Source organism: Flavobacterium sp. H4147, assembly GCF_029360735.1.
Taxonomy (GTDB): Bacteria; Bacteroidota; Bacteroidia; order Flavobacteriales; family Flavobacteriaceae; genus Flavobacterium; species Flavobacterium endoglycinae.
The window spans coordinates 45,720-62,819 of record NZ_JARKNB010000002.1 but is presented as its reverse complement, the minus strand read 5'-3'; the positions used below and the strand labels follow the sequence as shown (position 1 = coordinate 62,819).

The following is a 17,100-nucleotide window of genomic DNA, read 5'->3' as shown; positions in this document are numbered from 1 at the left end:
AAACAAAATGATGAACCTACAATTAAGACCTGCAGAATTAACCGATTTAGAAAAAATTCTCGAAATCGTAAACCATTCTATTTTACATACTACAGCCAATTATAGCTACGATATTCAAACACTTGAAGTTCAAACTAAATGGTTTGAAGATAAAAAAGCAAAAAATCTGCCTATTGTGGTAGCCGATTTAGACGGTGAAGTAGTAGGATTTGGAAGTTACGGTCAGTTTCGTGAAAAAATTGGGTATCAATACACTGTAGAACATTCAGTTTATGTAGTTGATAATGTAATTGGAAAAGGAATTGGTTCTAAACTTTTAACGGAATTAATTCGTCTGGCAAAAGAACAAGGTTATCATGTTATGATTGGTGCCATTGATGCTGATAATGCTGGAAGTATCGCCTTTCATGAAAAATTTGGCTTTGTCGTTACGGGTACGATTCGAGAAGTAGGTTATAAATTCGATCACTGGCTCGATTTGGTTTTTATGCAGCTGATTTTGAAATAATTGTTGCAATTACTATATAAAAACAAACCCGACAAAGTTTTGAAATTGTCGGGTTTGTTTTTAATTGATGTAGCGCTTTTAGCTTTTAATCCAGTTAATTACTTCAGGATCTGTTGGTAAAGTTCTTGGTTTAATTACTTTTACCAATTCTCCTTTTTCGTTAATAAGGTATTTTTGAAAATTCCATTCTACTTCAGAATCTTGAAGACCATTTCTTGATTTTTCGGTAAGGAATTTATAAACATCACACATGTCACTTCCTTTTACTGAAACTTTGTTCATCATTGGAAAAGTAACACCGTAGTTCTGCTGGCAGAAAGTTTCGATTTCTTTGTTTGTACCAGGTTCTTGAGAAGCAAAGTTATTAGCCGGAAAACCTACAATTACAAATCCTTTGTCTTTGTATTCTTTGTAAATCGCTTCAAGATCTTTGTACTGAGGCGTTAATCCACATTTTGAAGCCGTGTTTACAATCATAACTTTTTTACCTTTTAAAGAGGCAAAATCAAAAGTGTCTCCTGATAAATCTTCTACTTTAAACTGATAAATTGTTTCTTTTGCCATAGCTTTATCTGTTTTAGATAATTTATTTTTGCTTGTTTGAGCTTCTGCTTGCGCGCTCATAAAGAAGACAGCACTGCAGGCTATAAATAGTAGTTTTTTCATTGTATAATTTTTTATAAAATTAAATAAAATCTATTTCTAACGTATACTTATTTTTTATTAATAATAAGTTAAATAAATTGAGGCCTGACGTTAATCAGACGTCAGGCCTCCCCCCATACAAACAAATCAAACCATGAATTAACTTTAAATCTCTTTTATATTTTTAAGATTATAGTTGATGCTCCGGTTATATCGAAAATTAATATTCCTAATTTTTATATCACTTTAATTTTATTTCAATGGCGTTTATAAGTGGAAAAATTCAAAGTTCATTTACATACAAATGTGATATTTAGTTCTATTATTTTCAGTTGGAAGTCCGGAGACATCAACTATTCAATACTTTTATATTTATAATCAGAATATTTTACTGCTCTGATATTTAATTTCTTTTTGTAAAAAATCTTTTTCATTAAAATGGGTTAATGATAGTATTGTTGTCAAACCCACTATTAGTATTTTTAGTTTTGTAACACGATACATAAATTTCCTATTTTATTATTTTATACTTTAGAGAGAACAACAGTTTATTTTGTAAGTTAAAACTGTTGATTTTCTCATTTGAACTTATTTACGAAATTGGATGTATTTCGGTTTTAAAAAAATAAAAAAAAAGTAAAACTTTTTTCACAACGCCTTATTTTACTAAGTTTCACGGAGTTAAAAAAAATAAGAAAAATCACAAAAAAATAATTTATCTTTATCTCAATTTACCACTGATAAGAAAATTAAAATTTATTTAAGCTTAAAATCTAAACCTATGAGTCAAGAAGAATTATTAGTTTTAATCTACAAAAAAGACGAAAGGGCTTTTACCCATTTGTATGATATGTATTCTAAAAGTTTATTTTCGGTTATACATGTTTTAATAAAAAACCGTGAAGAGGCCGAAGATGTTCTGCAGGATGTTTTTGTAAAAATCTGGAAAAACATCGATTCTTATAACGAAAGTAAAGGGAGATTTTACACTTGGATCCTTAATATTGCTAGGAATACATCGATTGATAAACTTCGATCTAAAAATTTTAATAACAGTCAAAAAAACCTTTCTTCAGATAATTTCGTAAGTCTGTTAGATGACAGCAATAAACTCACAAACAAAATTGACACAATTGGTATTCAGGAATTCGTGAAAAAATTGAAACCAAAATGTATTGAGATTATTGATTTGTTATTCTTTAAAGGATATACCCAGCAAGAAGCTTCCGAAGAGCTTGCTATGCCGCTAGGGACTATCAAAACACAAAACAGAAACTGTATTAACGATTTAAGAAATTATTTAAAGATATAATGGAAGCACAAGAATATATTGAATCAGGTATTTTAGAACTGTACGTTTACGGTCTCCTGACAGAAAAAGAGAATTTGGAAATTGCCGAACTGGCAAAACAAAATCCTGAAGTTGAAAAGGAAATTATCTCAATAGAAAAAGCTATTGTTGCTTTATCATCAAGCTTCTCTCCTTTCCACTCAGTTGCCAACTTCGAGAAAATTAAAGCCCGTTTAGAGCTTAAACATGGAAAAGTAGTCGAATTGAAACCGACCTCAAACTGGACACAATATGTGGGCTGGGCGGCGGCTGTACTGCTATTGCTAGGTTTTGGTTACCAAACATTGGAATTAACCAAATCAAAACAAGCTATAAGCCAAGTTGGAACTGAAAAAAATAAAATCCAAAGAGATCTTGCTTATTTAGATCAGCAGAATAAAGTAACCGAGAAAAATTTAAGTATCGTAAGAGATATTAAAAACACAGGTGTTACGCTTGGTGGTCAGGCAGTATCTCCAACATCATTCGCAAAAGTGTACTGGAATAAAGAAACTAAAACGACTTACATTGATGCCGCAGGTTTACCAACTCCTCCAAAAGGAAAGGTATATCAGGTCTGGTCTTTAAAACTAAGTCCGGTACTTACTCCAACAAGTATTGGTTTATTGGATAATTTTGAAGGAAATTCACAAAAAATCTTTGCTGTGCAGCAAACAGATTCTGCTGAAGCATTTGGAATTACTCTTGAACCAGCTGGCGGAAGTTTGACGCCTACAATGGAACAACTGTATACTTTAGGAAAAGTTTAAAAATAATAACAATTATAAATTACAAGCGCATATTGATCTTATTAATATGCGCTTTTTTTCATAATAGAATTTAAATTGTATAAACGGAATTTAAAACTAGAATTATTTAATTTAAAAACGATAAAATGTATGGAAATCATCTGCAAAAATTGTCATCAAGTTTTTAAAGGACATTATTGTAATAATTGCGGACAACCTGCCGATACGCATAAAATAAATGCACATTTTTTATGGCATGATATTCAACATGGTTTGCTGCATTTTGATAAAGGGATTTTATATTCTTTAAAACAGCTTTTTACAAGGCCAGGAGATTCAATACGAGAATTTATAGAAGGTAAAAGAGTACGTCATTTTAAACCATTGTCGCTTGTAGTAGTTCTGGCTGCCCTTTATGGCGCTTTATACCATTATTTTCATATTAATGTATATCCAGCGGCTTCAACTTCAAATTTGGATTATAATAAATTTAACGAATGGGAAGCTTCTCATTTTTCATGGCTTATAGTCGCAACGATTCCGCTTTATACTATTGGAACCTATGTTGTTTTTAGAAAACAAGGTTATAATTATGTCGAATTTTTTGTACTGAATACTTTTAAAGCTGCCCAAAGGCTTTTTGTACAGCTTTTAACTTTTCCAATTCTTATTTATGTAAACCAAACACCATACGCGCAAAAGTTTACTTTTATATTGTATCTAATTGGACTGATTCTGATTTTTTGGACGAATATTCAGTTCTTCGATAAAATTTCCAGAATCAAAGCGTTATTGTTATCGATTTTAAGTCATATTATTTTCTTAATATGCTTTATGATAGTGCTTATCATCGTTTTAGCGATAAGTGGTAAATTATAATTTAAGGATGCTAAATTCTTAAGACATAAACTGCATTTGTTTGGTAAAGAAATCAATTAGATATTCATTCATTTCTTGTTTAGATTCTGGCCAGTTTTCCTGCCATAGATCTATTTTACCGCCTAAATTAATATCTCTGCAATCTGGATTGATTAATTTTAAAAGGGCTTTTCCTCTCTCTGAAAGATTATATTGTTTATCATCATTTTCACCAATTCCATTATATACAATTAATTCATTATTAATTAAATGCATAAAAATGTAATGATAAGAATGTGGTCTTCCTATAGAACAGTTCAGATATAATCCTGTGCCACTCCAATTTTCCATCATAGTAACTAAATCTTTTGTAGTAAAGTTGGAACAATATTCTAGTGCAAAGAAAAGTTGTAAAACATATTTAGTAAATACAAAATCGCTATCTGCTAATCCCACTTGTTCTAAAATAGGTTTAAATAATACACACGAATTAAAATTAAAATTATATTCAAAATAGCGCTTTGCCAAACCATGATTAAGTTTTTCCTGAAAACGTGGATGATCAGTTGTTAAAGGATTATTCAGAGAAAACGCGATAGCTTTGTCTCCAAAATCATCGAGATAATAGAATAAATAGGGCTTTTCAAATTTTCCAAAAGTTAATAATATAAGGGTGTAAAATGCAATTGCATCTGAACTGCCTAAGGAACCTATATAAGAAAATGTTTCAGCTGATTTGAGTATTTCAGTAGTACTGTAATTAGTTTTAACAACTTCTTCGTTTTCAAGATGCCATACATATCCTATATCTTCTCCACAACTCTTCCATATAGGATTTGTTATGTAGGGAAATAATAGATTTTTATTTTCTGGATAATCAAATTCATTTAGAATTGGTACGGAAGGATTTACAAGAAAATAGATGGAATGATTGGGCCATTTTTTTCGAATTTTACCTTTGAAAAGATTAAGACAAGATTGAAAAATAATTACAAATACTATAGTAGGCTTTTGAGTTTTCATATTACTTTTATTTATTATTTTGAACTTCAAAAGATGACATAAACTCCATTTGTTTGGTAAAGAAATCAATTAGATATCGATCCATTTCTTGTTTAGATTCTGGCCAGTTTTGCTGCCATTGAAGTAATTTTCCTGGCTGGTCAATATCTTTGCAATCTGGACTCATATATTTAAACAGATTTTTTCCCTTTTTTGAAATATCATAGCGTTTATTATCTAAGACACCTTGTCCATTGTCTTCTATTATTCCTGCTTGGCATAAATTTTCAATCATCGTACCTGAATATGGACTACCAGTTTCTGGATATAAACCTGTTCCTTTCCAATTATATACTATATCAACAACATCATGTTCGCTAAAATCAGATAGATTTTGAAGTCGAAAGAAAAGTTGCAAAACGTATTTTGTAAAAACAAAATTTTCGAATTCAATCTCAGCTTTTGTCAAAGCAGATTTAAAAAGTATACAAGAATTAAAATTGAAATTATACTCAAAATAACGCTTGGCAGTATCCAATTTTAACTGTTCTTGGAAAATTGGGTCATCTTTAGTTTTCTGATTATTTAAAGAAAAAAGAATATCCTTTTTGTCAAAACTTTTGGGGTGGCAGAATAAATAATTGTCCGTCAGTATATCTCCCAGACTTTGCTCGATAAGCACTTGAAATGCAATTGCTAGAGACACACCTAGAAAAGACATATAGACAATTTTTTCAGCAGATTTAAGAATAGAAGTATTGCTATAATCTGTCTTAGTAACCTCTTTGTTTTCAAGATGCCAGACAAATCCAGTATCTTTTCCTTCAGTTTTCCACAAAGGTTCAGCAATATGAGGAAAAGTTAAGCCTTCTATATCTTTAGTATAATCAAATTTATATATAATGGGTCCTGAATAATTTACTAAAAAATAGATGGAATGGGATGGCCAGATTTCTTGAACTTCATTTTTAAAAAAGTCAAAGTATTTATCACCTTGAATAACAATAACTAAGTTTGGTTTCTTGTTCATAGCACATTTTTACTTAAGAATGCTGCAAAAGTAAAAATATTTTGTAAGTTTTTTCTTTTATATTGTATTTATTTGCTAAGAACAAATTAATCTACAATAAACGTTTCCATAAATAAATCAAAAAGGCTCAACGTAATTGTTGAGCCTTTTTTTATATTTTAAAAATCTGTTTATTTATAAAACTTACGGTATTTAGAATATGTTATACCACCAATAATAGATATAGTTCCTAAGCAGTAGTAAATCCAGTTTAATGAATGTGCTTCACCACTTGCGTAAGAATGAAGACCAACCAAGTGGAAGTTTACGCCATAGTAGGTAAACAAAATCGAAACGAAAGCGTACATACTCATTAAATTAAAAAACCATTTTCCTCGCAATGCAGGAACAAATCTTGCATGAATTACAAATGCATATACCATAATTGAGATTAATGCCCAAGTTTCTTTAGGATCCCAGCCCCAGTAGCGTCCCCAGCTTTCATTTGCCCATTGTCCTCCAAGAAAGTTACCAATCGTAAGCATAATTAAACCAATTGTAAGCGCCATTTCGTTAATATATGAAATCTCTTTTACGTGAAGATCCATTTTGGCTTTGTTCTTTTCATTTGTAAAGAAAATCAATAGCAATGCTACAAATCCTAAAATCATTCCTAATGCAAAAGGTCCATAACTCGCTACAATTACAGCAACGTGAATCATTAACCAATACGAATTAAGAACAGGCTGTAAATTAGCAATTTCCGGATCGATCCAGTTCATGTAAGCCGCCATCAAAATCATCGCTGTCACAAACGCTGAAGAAGCAACAGTAAGTTTAGATTTTCTATCGAAAGCCAATCCAAAGAACATCGTTGCCCATGCTACATAAACAATTGATTCGTAAGCATTACTCCAAGGGGCATGCCCTGAGATATACCAGCGTGCCACTAAGCCTAATGTGTGAAGGAGAAATAAAAGTCCAACAATAATATGGAAAACATTTACTGTAATTCGAAGCCATTTTTTCTCAAAAAAGATATTTACAATCGCAAAAATGAGCATAAAAATAGAGGCTGTAATGTACCAATATGGCAGCTTCTTGAAAACATCGTATTTGTTATAAGCAATTTCGGCATCAATTTTTTGCTCGCTTGGACGAACTTTACTTCCAAATTTCTTTTGAAAACCATTGATACTTTCTACTAAATTATCTGCTGTATCGAAGTTTTTCGAAATCGAACCGTTATTTAAAGCGCTAAAATACAAAGGTAGAATTTGATTTACATAAGTAGAATCCATGCCTTTAAAAGCACCATGTTCTCTCTCTAAATAAGAAACCCATTTATTTCCTGGGTCATTTGGAACTGGAAAAATTTTCAGAATACTTCCGCTTAAAGCAGATTCCATTAAATTTACTTTTTTATCCGTTTCAATAAAATCTTTTTCAAACTGATTTGGATTTCCTGCTTTGTAAGCTGCATCTAAATACGGTGATAATTTATAATTTCCATGTTCGTCAAAAAACTTTACAAAAGGAGCGTATTTTGCTTCTTTTTCAATTCCGATGATTTTACGGATGCTATCATTTCCTGATTTAATATAAATAAGCGGAATCTGAATCCAAACCTGAGCATATTGCGTCATGGACAAAAATACCTGATCAGAATTCATTCCATTATACGTATCGCTATGACTTACTTTTCGAAGTAATTCAGATGAAAATGTATTAATAGGTTTCATCCTTCCTCCTGCATCCTGAATAATCAAACGCCCAAATTTTGCGGCGTGAGCTTCTGGAGCTTTATAAATTGTAAGCAAAGAATCTAATTGTTTCTGGCTTGGCGGTGCTGTTACGTGATTTGCATGATCATTCGGATCTGCACTATGATTGTGATCGTGTGAATGTACATGAGGAGTTTGTTGCGCAAAACCACTCAAGCTTATCATTAAAACAAGAATTGTGATTAGTTTTTCTTTTTTCTGCTGAATTTTTTCTAGTTTCTTTTTCAAATCTCCAAAACGAGAATGTTTTGTAAACATAATGGCCATTAGACCAAAGAAAAGCATAAAATATCCTAAATACGTAATTGAGGTTCCCCAGAAATCGTGGTTTACTGATAAAACAGTTCCTTTTTCGTCTGGATCAAATGAAGATTGGAAAAAACGGTATCCTTTGTGATCTAAAACGTGGTTCATATAAATATCAGCATCAAATGTTTCTGTAGAATCTATAACTGTTACTTTACTTTCAAAAGCCGAATAACTTTTTTCTGTTCCAGGGTATTTAGTGGCAATAAAATCATTTAAACGAACTTTAAAAGGTAAAATATACGCTTTACTTCCAAAGAATAAAGAATATTCGATGTTTCCAATTTTAACTGTTTTAGGCTCTCCAATACTTCCTTTTGAACCCATAAGCATTACTTCTTTCTCCTGCCCTTCTGCTTTAACTTTAACTACTAAACCATCTGTATGTGATTTTGCTTTAAAATCATTATTAGATTCATAAGTTATTTTTCCCTTCATTGGTGGTTCTGGAAAAACAATACGAATATCGCCAATGCTGTATAAAGAACGCATCATTAAAGGCTGAACATCATCTTTAGTTACTTTTCCTTTAAACTGATCTGCCATTCGCATAAACTCACCTTCAAAAGGAGTTTGAATGGTGTAATTATTAGTAGTTGTATTAATATTAATGGCACCGTCTGTATGTTTATTTAAAGCAAATAATACGTTGTGAATGTTTTGAACTTCACCTTCTTTAAGATAATGCTCTTCTCGTCCGCCTGCACCGGCTTCAACTAATTTAAGGTATAAAGTCCCTTTTGGGTCTGGTTTTACGACTTCCTTAGCTCCCATTATATAATTTGAATACGAAACTTCAAATGGAGTTTCATCAAATTTTCCTGAAATTGTAAAATCATTATTGGTTACTGGAGAAAGCAAAAGACTTTTTTCGAAAACGCGGCGTTTCATTTCTCCTTTATATTCACCATCAGCAAAAATGGTGATGAATGTTTTATCTGAATAAATCTGATTTTCAGCTGCTCCTTCACGAATTGGCATCATACCTTCATAACTGATATATCGGGTAATAAAAGCTCCTAATATGATAAAAACAAAGGCAATATGAAGTAATAAAGTTGCCCATTTTTCTTTTTTAAGTAATTGGTATCTTTTGATATTTCCGAAGAAGTTAATCATAAAAATGGCCATAATTGCCTCAAACCACCATGTGTTATAAATTAAAATTCTGGCTGTATCAGTATTGTATTTACTTTCGATAAAAGTTCCAACACCCATTGCAATTGCGAATGTTAAAAAAAGAACGGCCATTAAACGTGTAGAAAACAAAAAAGAGAATATTTTTTTATCCATTTCTTAGGGATTACATTGTATAAAAGTGCGACAAAAGTACTTAAAAATGTTGATTTGAAGTCCGTGTCTTTTGTTAATAAAAACCAAAAATGAAATACTTAATATAATTTTAAATTTCTTAAAATTTGAAAGCTTTATAAATTGTCTTTTAAAGAACTTCGTTCTAGCCTTTATAAAAAATAATACTAATTTTGCGATATGATTAGACTCACCATTATCGGTTCTGGAAATGTGGCACAGCATTTAATTAAAGCTTTTTCTGCAAGTTCTCTTGTTGAAATTGTACAGGCATTTTCCAGAAAAAAAGAAGCTCTTACGCATTTACTTGATGCAGAGAAAATTATAACCGATTTTTCTGCTTTAAAAGAAACCGATCTATATATCATTTCGGTTTCAGATAATGCCGTTTCTGAGGTTTCAAAACAGATTCCGTTTGAGAATAAATTAGTGGTTCATACTTCAGGAACTACCTCAATTGATGTTTTGGATTCTAAAAATAGAAAAGGCGTTTTTTATCCGCTGCAGACTTTTTCTAAAAATAAAGCTGTCGATTTTTCCATCATTCCGATTTGTTTAGAAGCTGATAATCAAGAAGATTATGATATTTTAGAAACAACAGCCAAAAGTATTTCAAATGCTGTTTTTTCTATCAGTTCTGAACAGCGAAAAGCTTTACATGTTGCTGCCGTTTTTGTAAATAACTTTACGAATCACTTATACCAGCTGGGTCAGGAAATTTGTGAAGAACATCAGGTTCCTTTCGAGATTTTAAAACCGTTGATTCAGGAAACAGCTGATAAAATAAAAACTTTAAATCCTGCTGAAGCTCAAACCGGACCAGCAAAACGCCATGATTCGGTTACGACCGATGCGCATTTGGATTATATTACAGACGAAAATCAAAAAAATATTTATAAAATACTAACACAATCTATACAGAATAATGGCAAAAAGTTATAAAGAAATAATGAACGACATCAATACATTTATTTTTGATGTTGACGGCGTACTTACAGACAGTTCAGTTTTTGTAACCACAGAAGGAGAAATTCTTCGAACAATGAATATTCGTGATGGTTACGCTATGAAAGCTGCTGTAGAAAGCGGTTACAACGTTTGCATTATTTCTGGCGGAAGTAACGAAGGTGTCCGAGTAAGACTTCGCAATTTAGGAATTACCGATATTCATTTGGGAACTCCTAATAAAGTAGAAACTTTTAAAGAATACACAGATAGTAACAATATCAAACCAGAGCAGGTTTTATATATGGGAGATGATATTCCTGATTATCACGTTATGAAATTAGTAGGTTTGCCAACATGTCCGCAAGATGCAAGTCCCGAAATTAAAAATATCTGTCGCTATATTTCTCATGTAAAAGGCGGAAAAGGCGCCGCGAGAGATGTTATCGAACAAGTGATGAAAGTTCAAGGTAAATGGATGGAACATTTTAACGGACAACACGATTAAGATTTGGCCACTATCACAGTTTACAGTTGCAGTATTCAGTCTCAGTAATAAAAAACCTTAGCCCCTTACAACCTAAAAAAATGAAATACCTAAAACTTATTCGTTATAAAAATCTACTAATGCTTGCTTTCATGCAGGTTTTGTTTCGTTATGTTTTCCTGGCGCAGCAAGATGTTCCGTTAGCATTGGCTGAATGGCAGTACGGACTATTGGTTTTAAGCACAGTTCTAATTGCCGCCGCTGGATATGTGGTAAACAATATTTTTGACATTCCAAGCGACACGATCAACAAGCCAAACGATGTCGTTGTAGGCAGAGGAATTTCAGAAACAAGAGCTTACAATATTTACATCGGATTAAATATAACTGGTGTTGCACTAGGATTTTATTTATCAAATGTAATTATGAGGCCCATGTTTGCTTCTCTTTTCATTTTTATTGCTTCTCTTCTGTATTTTTATGCTACCAATCTGAAACAAATCATGATTATTGGAAATGTAGTGGTTGCTTTGCTTCTTGCTGCAAGTGTTCTTATAATTGGTGTTTTTGATCTTTTTCCAGCAACAACATCCGAGAATCAAGCGCAGATGGCAAGTCTTTTCTCCATTTTGTTAGATTATGCCCTATTTGCTTTTATCATTAATTTTATACGAGAAATAGTTAAAGATATTGAAGATGTAGACGGAGATTATAATCAAGGAATGAATACTTTACCAATTGCCATTGGAAAAAGCCGCGCAGCAAAAATTGCATTAGCTACGGCGATTATGGCCTTTATTTTACTGCTTCTATATACCACTAAATATTTTTTTGAAAATAATCTTTTAATCGTAACATTTTATTCTTTTGCTTTTGTTTTAGCCCCTTTATTATACTTTATAGTAAAAATATTTGGAGCCAAAACGCAAAAAGATTTTCATCATTTAAGTACGATTTTAAAACTAATTTTATTCTTCGGAATCTTATCTATTCTAATCATTTTTCTGAACCACAAATACAATGCTTAAAGAAAAACTAAAAAAATACAGACTCATTCTTGCTTCGGGATCGCCTCGCAGACAGCAGTTTTTTAAGGATTTAGATCTTGATTTTGAAATCCGTGTAAAAGATGTTGAAGAAATCTATCCCCCTGAATTAAAAGCAGTTGAAATCACCAATTATCTAGCTGAATTAAAAGCTTCTGCATTTGACGGTGATCTTTCAGAAAACGAAATATTAGTTACAAGTGACACAATCGTTTGGCATCAGAACAAAGCTTTAGGAAAGCCTAAAAGCGCCGAAGAGGCATTTGAAATGATTAAATCAATGTCAAATACTACTCATGAAGTAATTACATCGGTTTGTTTTAAAACGAATACCGGTTCTACCCTTTTGCATGACGTAACGAAAGTAACTTTCAAAGAATTATCAGACGAAGCTATTTTATATTATATCGAAAACTATAAACCTTATGATAAAGCAGGTGCATACGGCATTCAGGAATGGTTTGGTTTCATGGCAGTTACAAAAGTTGAAGGTTCTTATACCAATGTAATGGGGCTTCCAACAGCCAAAGTTTATGAATATTTGAGTACATTAGTGTAAAAATTTAGATTATGTTTTCGTTTAAAGAATACACTCAAGAAATATTTGCCACTATAATTCTGCTTATTATTTTAATAGCGCTGAGAATGATTGTGGCAAAACTAATACGCCGTTATGCCAATACAAGTCACTTATTAGAACATCGTACTAATTTAGTAATCAAATACATTCACATCTTAATGAATATTTTGGTCACCATAAGTCTGATTGTAATCTGGGGAGTAGACACCAAAGATATTTTTATTACCGTTTCGTCAATTGCCACCGTAATTGGTGTTGCTATGTTTGCACAATGGTCGATATTAAGCAATATTACTTCAGGAATGGTTTTGTTTTTCTCTTTTCCATTTAGGATTGGAGATACTATAAAAATTCACGACAAAGATTTTCCTATTGAAGCTGAGATTGAAGACATCAGCACTTTTCATGTAAATCTAAAAACCAAAGACGGAGAAAAAATTATTTTTCCCAACAACCTTTTACTTCAAAAAGGGATTTCGATTCTTCCTACTCATCACGAAGAAAGAGAATTTTACGATTAATTATTTTTTGAATGGAAATTTTATAAAGTAAAGCGGAAAAGCTAGAACGATTTAATTTAAAGAAATCGTAAAATTTGCTTAACCATTTTACATTTATTTAATAAAATTTCATCAAAAATGATTCAACCTCTAAAATTGCCTTTTTATGCAAAATTGGCCTGCATATTAGTAAGTTTAATTTCGTTTGCTTATATATTTTGTATTGCTAAAGATATTCTGACTCCAGTATTGATGGCATTTTTATTTGCCGTATTACTGCTTCCTGTCTTTACCTTTTTAAATACCAAACTTAAACTTCCCCGACATTTGGCGGCTATTATTTGTATGGCAATTTTTCTTTCTTTCATTATCGGAATTCTTGTTTTTATATCCTATCAGGTTAGTTATATGGCAAATGACTTTGAAACAATAAAAAAGAACGCTAATTCATTTATTATTCAAATTCATAATTTTATACGAGAAAATTTTCAGGTAAGCATTGGTGAACAAAAAAAGTACTTGAATAGTGTAACACAAGATTCGGTTAAAAACGGACAGGCAAAATTAGGTTCTTTTATAGTTTCCGTAAGCGATGTACTTTTGGACAGCACCATTATTATCATTTATACATTTTTGTTTTTGATCTATAAAGAGCATTTCAAACTGTTTTTTGCCAAATTAATTTACAAAGAAAACCATGCTGTTTTAAAAGATATTCTTTCTCAAATAAAAGTTTCTATCAATAATTATATAGTAAGCCTTTTAATCGAAATGATTGTTGTTTCAATACTTACAGGTCTTGGACTTTGGATTATTGGCATCAAATACTTTGTTCTATTGGGATTAATTACAGGAATCCTGAATCTTATTCCTTATATCGGGATTACGGTAGCTGGAATTATTACCGTTTTAGCTTCGCTTACCGGTTCTGGTGAAACTTCGGTTATTTTAGGAATTTTGATTGTCAATATTATTGTTCAATTTATTGATAACAATTTACTTGTTCCATTAATTATTAACTCAAAGGTAGAAATCAATGCTTTTGTTTCAATTATGGGAATTATTGTAGGCGGTGCAGCAGCTGGAATTGCAGGTATGTTTTTGGCGATTCCACTACTAGCAATTCTAAAAATTATTTTTGACCGAATTGAATCTTTAGAACCCTGGGGCTATCTTATGGGAAATCATATTCCGCGAAGGTTTGCATGGAGAGTACGCAAAGTAAAAACAGAAAACTAAAAATCTGTTAATTTCTAAAATCATCTTTCTATTTATAGTAAATTCATATCATAATCCGCCTAAAAATTCTAATTACCTCTGAATGCGTCAAACTTTAAAAATAGTTGTTTTTATTTTCTTATGCTTTTGTTTTCAAAGCCTGAACGCTCAGACTGATAAGACAAAAAAGGATACGGCTCCGAAAAAGGACAGTACCGAGATTTATACGAAAATCAAAAATTATTCGAAAAAAAATAAATTCACGCAAACGCTTCATAAACTTCTTTTCAGAACTAAAAAACCTAAAAAAAGAGAAATAATTGAACCGGTTGATAACAATAGAACTTTTGAAGGCAAAATCATTCGAAAAATAAATATTATAACACTCGATCCTTTCGGACATTCGGTTGTAGACACTACAGCAATGCCGCGAAATTGGGGAGAAAGAACCGGAAACAGACTTCATCTTAAAACTAAAAAGTTTGCGATTTACAACCTGCTTTTATTTCGAAAAAACACACCTTATGATTCCTATAAAGTTCAGGAATCAGAACGTTTAATTCGTGCGCAGCGATATGTTACAGCAGTTCGTACAACAAATGAAATTGTAGGTGCAGCCTCTGACTCCGTTGATGTTACTATTCGTGTTCTCGATTCGTGGAGTACCATTCCTCGATTTTCAATTTCAAGCAGTCGTGTTTCGGCTGGATTTAAAGAAAAAGATTTTTTCGGAACCGGACAGCAGCTCGAATATCGTTTTACCAATAGGTTTGACGATGGTGCAAATGGTAACGAAATGACGTATACAGTTCCCAATATTTTAAATACCTATATAGGAACGGTACTGCATTATAATATGGATCTCGATAACAATTATACCAAAAGTGTTAAAGTGGAAAGAGATTTCTATTCTCCCCTTACCAAATGGGCAGGCGGAGTTTTCATTGGGCAAAATTATAGACGGGACACTCTTCAAGCACCTGATTTAAGTTATGCTTTTCAGTCATTTAAAAATAATTTTCAGGATTTTTGGGTGGGTAAAGCCACGAAAGTATATGAAGATGATAATGAAGCGATTACAAATTTAGTTACTACAGCTCGATTTTTGAATGTTGATTATACCGAATCACCAGATTCATTGTACGATTCCACAAATTTTTATTCCAGCGAAAAATTACTCTTAATGGGAATTGGTCTTAACAGGCGTAAATTTATCAAAGACAATTACATTTTTAGAAACGGCCAGACCGAAGACGTTCCGATTGGAAGAATCTACGGAATTACCTTTGGTTATCAATATAAAAACACTTTTTGGAGACCTTATGTTGGAGCGCAGTTTTCTTTTGGAAACTATTATAGGTTAGGATTTTTGAGTTTTAATTTTGAAGCCGGAACCTTCATCCATCAATCTAAAACCTATGATACAGCTTTCTTGGTTGAATCTAATTATTTTACAAAACTATATACGATAGGAAATTGGAAATTAAGACAGTTTTTTAATCCAAAATTTGTTTTAGGAATAAATCGTGAAAATATTATTGGCGACCAGCTTAACTTAAACGAACAGAACGGAATTGCTGGTTTTAATAGTGCGATTTACGGAACAAGCAAAATGATACTTTCGCTGCAAACACAGACATATTCACCTCATTCCTTATTAGGTTTTCGTTTAAATCCTTTCTTTAATTATTCATTCGCTATCCTGGGAAATCAAAATGATGCCATGATTAAGAATAAACCGTATCAAAAAATCACTTTAGGACTTTTAATCAGTAATGACTATTTAGTATTCAGTTCCTTTCAGCTTTCTCTTTCCTATTATCCTAGTATTCCATATCAGGGTGATAATGTTTTCAAAACCAATACTTTTGAAACAACCGACTACGGATTGCAAAGTTTTGAACTCGCAAAACCACGAATTGTTGATTATAAATAATCAAAATAAATTAGAAATTTTCGAAATATTTTTTAGCGACTTAAATCTTTAAATATCATTGTTTTACACAACAATTACAAAATAACTCAATCGACGAAACTACATATTTATTCGACGTAATACATTTCTTTTTTTATTTTTGGCACGGTATATGGAATTCCCTATACAAGATTAACATTTAAATTTTAGAAAAGATGAAAACGATAAAGTTAGCAATCGCCGGATTATTTCTTTTGGTTGCAAATGCCACACAAGCTCAGGTATCTGTTAACGTTAATATAGGTACTCCTCCAGCTTGGGGACCTGCAGGATACACAGAAATGGAATACTACTATCTGCCAGACATTGAAGCCTACTATGATGTACGTTCTGCACAGTTTATTTATTATGGAAGAGGAAAATGGGTTAGAACCACCTACTTACCAAGACAATACAGAAATTACGATTTATATGGAGGTTATAAAGTAGTGTTAACCGATTACCACGGAAGAACCCCATATGTGTACTTTGATCGTCATAAAGTAAAATACTATAGAGGATATCATGGACCAGCACAAAGACCTTACAAACCAAGACCTGCGTATGGATACAGCGAGCCTCGTCATAGACACTATGACAAACACGATAGACACCACGATAAACACGATCATGATCACGATGACCACGGACACGGACATGGTCATGGCCACGGAAGAAGATAAAATCTAATTCACTAGTTTTCAGCATAAAGAGAGTATCAAACACATGATACTCTCTTTTTTTATGATTTTATTTCCAGTTGATTTGTTAAAACATTGTATATTTAATATAAATACCTGTAAAGCAGTAAGTTTCGTAAGAAAAAAGTCTGATCTTACTATAATTATACCGTATCTTTGCCGCGAAT

The 17,100-nt window shown here is 31.9% G+C and carries 16 protein-coding genes; 12 read left to right on the top strand and 4 right to left on the bottom strand.

Annotation, left to right across the window (positions count from 1 at the left end):
- Positions 1 to 10: 10 nt before the first annotated feature.
- Positions 11 to 508, top strand: a complete 498-nt coding sequence (locus P2W75_RS08085) for a GNAT family N-acetyltransferase (protein ID WP_207298750.1) — start codon at positions 11 to 13, stop codon at positions 506 to 508.
- A 78-nt stretch (positions 509 to 586) separates the two neighbouring features.
- Here P2W75_RS08085 and P2W75_RS08080 read toward each other — a convergent pair whose 3' ends face one another.
- Complete coding sequence (locus P2W75_RS08080; protein ID WP_207296213.1) at positions 587 to 1,174, bottom strand: glutathione peroxidase; 588 nt, start codon at positions 1,172 to 1,174, stop codon at positions 587 to 589.
- Positions 1,175 to 1,934: 760 nt separating this feature from the next.
- On the opposite strand from P2W75_RS08080, the gene P2W75_RS08075 reads away from it, so the two are divergent.
- The 3 genes from P2W75_RS08075 to P2W75_RS08065 all read left to right on the top strand — a co-directional run bounded on the left by P2W75_RS08075 (position 1,935) and on the right by P2W75_RS08065 (position 4,111).
- Entirely contained in the window at positions 1,935 to 2,465 is a 531-nt protein-coding gene (locus tag P2W75_RS08075; RefSeq protein ID WP_207296212.1) for an RNA polymerase sigma factor, read from the top strand.
- Positions 2,465 to 3,253 (top strand): anti-sigma factor domain-containing protein, encoded by a 789-nt coding sequence (locus P2W75_RS08070; protein ID WP_207296211.1) that lies wholly within the window; start codon positions 2,465 to 2,467, stop codon positions 3,251 to 3,253. Before P2W75_RS08075 ends, P2W75_RS08070 begins: the two co-directional genes overlap by 1 nt.
- A 129-nt stretch (positions 3,254 to 3,382) precedes the next feature.
- A complete protein-coding gene (locus P2W75_RS08065; protein ID WP_276379962.1) occupies positions 3,383 to 4,111 on the top strand; it encodes a DUF3667 domain-containing protein in 729 nt (242 codons plus the stop codon).
- Between the two features lie 18 nt (positions 4,112 to 4,129).
- On the opposite strand, the gene P2W75_RS08060 is transcribed toward P2W75_RS08065, so the two are convergent.
- From P2W75_RS08060 to ccsA, 3 genes are all read right to left on the bottom strand, one after another.
- On the bottom strand, positions 4,130 to 5,113 hold the full coding sequence (locus P2W75_RS08060; protein WP_276379961.1) for a hypothetical protein: 984 nt from the start codon (positions 5,111 to 5,113) through the stop codon (positions 4,130 to 4,132).
- A gap of 7 nt (positions 5,114 to 5,120) precedes the next feature.
- A complete protein-coding gene (locus P2W75_RS08055) occupies positions 5,121 to 6,122 on the bottom strand; it encodes a hypothetical protein (RefSeq protein ID WP_276379960.1) in 1,002 nt (333 codons plus the stop codon).
- Between the two features lie 170 nt (positions 6,123 to 6,292).
- Positions 6,293 to 9,484, bottom strand: a complete 3,192-nt coding sequence (gene ccsA, locus P2W75_RS08050; RefSeq protein WP_276379959.1) for a cytochrome c biogenesis protein CcsA — start codon at positions 9,482 to 9,484, stop codon at positions 6,293 to 6,295.
- Between the two features lie 198 nt (positions 9,485 to 9,682).
- Between ccsA and P2W75_RS08045 the strand changes: the two genes are divergently transcribed.
- From P2W75_RS08045 to P2W75_RS08010, 8 genes are all read left to right on the top strand, one after another.
- Entirely contained in the window at positions 9,683 to 10,444 is a 762-nt protein-coding gene (locus P2W75_RS08045) for a Rossmann-like and DUF2520 domain-containing protein (protein WP_276379958.1), read from the top strand.
- Complete coding sequence (locus tag P2W75_RS08040; protein ID WP_207296201.1) at positions 10,428 to 10,955, top strand: HAD family hydrolase; 528 nt, start codon at positions 10,428 to 10,430, stop codon at positions 10,953 to 10,955. Before P2W75_RS08045 ends, P2W75_RS08040 begins: the two co-directional genes overlap by 17 nt.
- A gap of 80 nt (positions 10,956 to 11,035) precedes the next feature.
- A complete protein-coding gene (locus P2W75_RS08035; RefSeq protein ID WP_276379957.1) occupies positions 11,036 to 11,962 on the top strand; it encodes a geranylgeranylglycerol-phosphate geranylgeranyltransferase in 927 nt (308 codons plus the stop codon).
- On the top strand, positions 11,955 to 12,539 hold the full coding sequence (locus P2W75_RS08030; protein WP_207296199.1) for a Maf-like protein: 585 nt from the start codon (positions 11,955 to 11,957) through the stop codon (positions 12,537 to 12,539). Before P2W75_RS08035 ends, P2W75_RS08030 begins: the two co-directional genes overlap by 8 nt.
- Before the next feature lie 11 nt (positions 12,540 to 12,550).
- Complete coding sequence (locus tag P2W75_RS08025; RefSeq protein ID WP_276379956.1) at positions 12,551 to 13,081, top strand: mechanosensitive ion channel domain-containing protein; 531 nt, start codon at positions 12,551 to 12,553, stop codon at positions 13,079 to 13,081.
- A 117-nt stretch (positions 13,082 to 13,198) separates the two neighbouring features.
- Positions 13,199 to 14,299 carry an AI-2E family transporter gene (locus P2W75_RS08020; RefSeq protein ID WP_276379955.1) on the top strand — a complete coding sequence of 367 codons (1,101 nt, stop codon included), beginning with the start codon at positions 13,199 to 13,201 and terminating at the stop codon, positions 14,297 to 14,299.
- An 82-nt stretch (positions 14,300 to 14,381) separates the two neighbouring features.
- On the top strand, positions 14,382 to 16,214 hold the full coding sequence (locus tag P2W75_RS08015; RefSeq protein WP_276379954.1) for a hypothetical protein: 1,833 nt from the start codon (positions 14,382 to 14,384) through the stop codon (positions 16,212 to 16,214).
- A 194-nt stretch (positions 16,215 to 16,408) separates the two neighbouring features.
- A complete protein-coding gene (locus P2W75_RS08010; RefSeq protein ID WP_207296195.1) occupies positions 16,409 to 16,915 on the top strand; it encodes a hypothetical protein in 507 nt (168 codons plus the stop codon).
- Positions 16,916 to 17,100: the final 185 nt, after the last annotated feature.

Bases quoted from the DNA above. Each gene is read 5' to 3' on its own strand.
- P2W75_RS08085 (WP_207298750.1), top strand. From the start codon at position 11: ATGAACCTACAATTAAGACCTGCAGAATTAACCGATTTAGAAAAAATT.
- P2W75_RS08080 (WP_207296213.1), bottom strand. From the start codon at position 1,174: ATGAAAAAACTACTATTTATAGCCTGCAGTGCTGTCTTCTTTATGAGC.
- P2W75_RS08075 (WP_207296212.1), top strand. From the start codon at position 1,935: ATGAGTCAAGAAGAATTATTAGTTTTAATCTACAAAAAAGACGAAAGG.
- P2W75_RS08070 (WP_207296211.1), top strand. From the start codon at position 2,465: ATGGAAGCACAAGAATATATTGAATCAGGTATTTTAGAACTGTACGTT.
- P2W75_RS08065 (WP_276379962.1), top strand. From the start codon at position 3,383: ATGGAAATCATCTGCAAAAATTGTCATCAAGTTTTTAAAGGACATTAT.
- P2W75_RS08060 (WP_276379961.1), bottom strand. From the start codon at position 5,113: ATGAAAACTCAAAAGCCTACTATAGTATTTGTAATTATTTTTCAATCT.
- P2W75_RS08055 (WP_276379960.1), bottom strand. From the start codon at position 6,122: ATGAACAAGAAACCAAACTTAGTTATTGTTATTCAAGGTGATAAATAC.
- ccsA (WP_276379959.1), bottom strand. From the start codon at position 9,484: ATGGATAAAAAAATATTCTCTTTTTTGTTTTCTACACGTTTAATGGCC.
- P2W75_RS08045 (WP_276379958.1), top strand. From the start codon at position 9,683: ATGATTAGACTCACCATTATCGGTTCTGGAAATGTGGCACAGCATTTA.
- P2W75_RS08040 (WP_207296201.1), top strand. From the start codon at position 10,428: ATGGCAAAAAGTTATAAAGAAATAATGAACGACATCAATACATTTATT.
- P2W75_RS08035 (WP_276379957.1), top strand. From the start codon at position 11,036: ATGAAATACCTAAAACTTATTCGTTATAAAAATCTACTAATGCTTGCT.
- P2W75_RS08030 (WP_207296199.1), top strand. From the start codon at position 11,955: ATGCTTAAAGAAAAACTAAAAAAATACAGACTCATTCTTGCTTCGGGA.
- P2W75_RS08025 (WP_276379956.1), top strand. From the start codon at position 12,551: ATGTTTTCGTTTAAAGAATACACTCAAGAAATATTTGCCACTATAATT.
- P2W75_RS08020 (WP_276379955.1), top strand. From the start codon at position 13,199: ATGATTCAACCTCTAAAATTGCCTTTTTATGCAAAATTGGCCTGCATA.
- P2W75_RS08015 (WP_276379954.1), top strand. From the start codon at position 14,382: ATGCGTCAAACTTTAAAAATAGTTGTTTTTATTTTCTTATGCTTTTGT.
- P2W75_RS08010 (WP_207296195.1), top strand. From the start codon at position 16,409: ATGAAAACGATAAAGTTAGCAATCGCCGGATTATTTCTTTTGGTTGCA.